The organism is Saccharomonospora iraqiensis subsp. iraqiensis (genome assembly GCF_000430445.1).
Lineage (GTDB): Bacteria > Actinomycetota > Actinomycetes > Mycobacteriales > Pseudonocardiaceae > Saccharomonospora > Saccharomonospora iraqiensis.
This window is the reverse complement of sequence record NZ_KE387074.1, coordinates 2,242-3,768: the sequence shown is the minus strand read 5'-3', so window position 1 is coordinate 3,768 and position 1,527 is coordinate 2,242. Positions and strand designations below refer to the sequence as shown.

3 protein-coding genes are annotated in these 1,527 nt (G+C 72.8%); all 3 read left to right on the top strand.

The window, feature by feature from the left end; all coding sequences use genetic code 11:
- Positions 1-201: Nif3-like dinuclear metal center hexameric protein (locus ACTIR_RS0108455; protein WP_026453940.1), on the top strand; the 201-nt coding region annotated here is incomplete at its 5' end.
- Between the two features lie 18 nt (positions 202-219).
- The gene (locus tag ACTIR_RS0108450; RefSeq protein ID WP_026453939.1) at positions 220-957 is read left to right on the top strand and encodes a zinc ribbon domain-containing protein; all 738 of its coding nucleotides are present in this window, start codon (positions 220-222) and stop codon (positions 955-957) included.
- A partial coding sequence (locus tag ACTIR_RS22395; protein ID WP_233345859.1) for a reverse transcriptase-like protein occupies positions 954-1,527 on the top strand: 574 nt, incomplete at its 3' end. The genes ACTIR_RS0108450 and ACTIR_RS22395, both read left to right, overlap by 4 nt.

Genomic DNA, 1,527 nt, shown 5'->3' with positions numbered 1-1,527 from the left:
GACGCCTACGTGACCGCGGACCTGCGGCACCACCCCGCGGGTGAACACCTCGAAGCGGGCGGGCCCGCGCTGGTCGGGCTCACCCACTGGGCGAGCGAGTGGCCGTGGTGCGGCCAAGCCGCCGGGGTGCTGCGGCAGGCGGGTAACGTCGAGGTCCACGTGTCCACGCGGTGCACCGATCCGTGGAACCTGCGAGTGTGAGGACGAACGGAGAATGCAGTGAAGGCAGAACCCGCCGCGCAGCGTCAGCTGCTCGACCTCGCGAAGGTCGACGCCGAGCTGTCCCGGGTGGCACACCGCCGCCGCACCCTGCCCGAGCTGGCCGAGATCGAGGAGTCCGAGAAGCGGGTGACCGAGCGCCGGGACGCGCTCGTGGCGGCGCAGACCGCGGCCTCGGACCTCGACCGTGAGGTCACCAAGCAGGAGAGCGAGGTCGAGGCGGTGCGCGCCCGCGCCGACCGGGACCGGAAGATGATGGAGTCCGGGTCGGTGTCGGCCAAGCAGCTCACCGAGCTCGAACACGAACTCGACACCCTGGCGCGCAGGCAGTCGGCGCTGGAGGACGACCAGCTGGAGCTGATGGAGCGCAAGGAGGCCCTCGACTCCGACGTGCAGCGCACGGCGGCCGAGGTGGACGAGGCCGAACGGGCGCTGGCGGACGCCCGCGGGCGGCGGGACGAGGCGGTGGCCGACCTCGACGCGACCCAGGCGCGGCGCGAGGCCGACCGGGCGGAGCTGACGCCGAAGGTGCCGGAGGACCTGCTGGCCCTCTACGAGCGGGTGCGCGGACACAAGGGCATCGGTGCGGCCCTGCTGAAGGCGCGCCGGTGCGGGTCCTGCCAGCTCGAACTCGACCGCAGCACGATCGCCGAGATCAAGAACAGTCCCGAGGACGAGGTCGTCCAGTGCGAGAACTGTGACGCCATCCTCGTGCGGACCCTGGAGTCGGGGCTGTGACCGGCGGCCGGGTGGTCGTCGAGGCGGACGGCGGATCGCGCGGGAACCCCGGACCGGCCGGCTACGGCGCGGTGGTCCGGGACGCCGACACCGGGGAGGTGCTCACCGAGCGTCAGGAGGGCCTCGGCGTCACGACGAACAACGTGGCCGAGTACCGGGGGCTGGTCGCGGGGCTGGAGGCCGCCGCGGCGGTGGGTGCCTCCACTGTGGACGTCAAGATGGATTCCAAGCTGGTCGTCGAGCAGATGTGCGGCCGCTGGAAGATCAAGAACGCGATGCTGAAGCCGCTCGCGCTGCGGGCGAAGGAACTGGCATCCGGCTTCGACACGGTGCGCTACGAGTGGATCCCGCGCGAGCGCAACAAGCACGCCGACCGTCTCGCCAACGAGGCGATGGACACCCAGGCGAACGGCGGCGCGGCCGGGGAGGGGTCCGGCACGCCGGCCGCGGACACCGACGCCACGTTCCTGGCCGGCGGGGCCGGTGAGGACACCGCCACCGCGCCGACGGCGCGGGAGACGCGGGGAACCGACCCGATCGCCGACTCCGTCCGTGCCGAGCCCGCCAGTG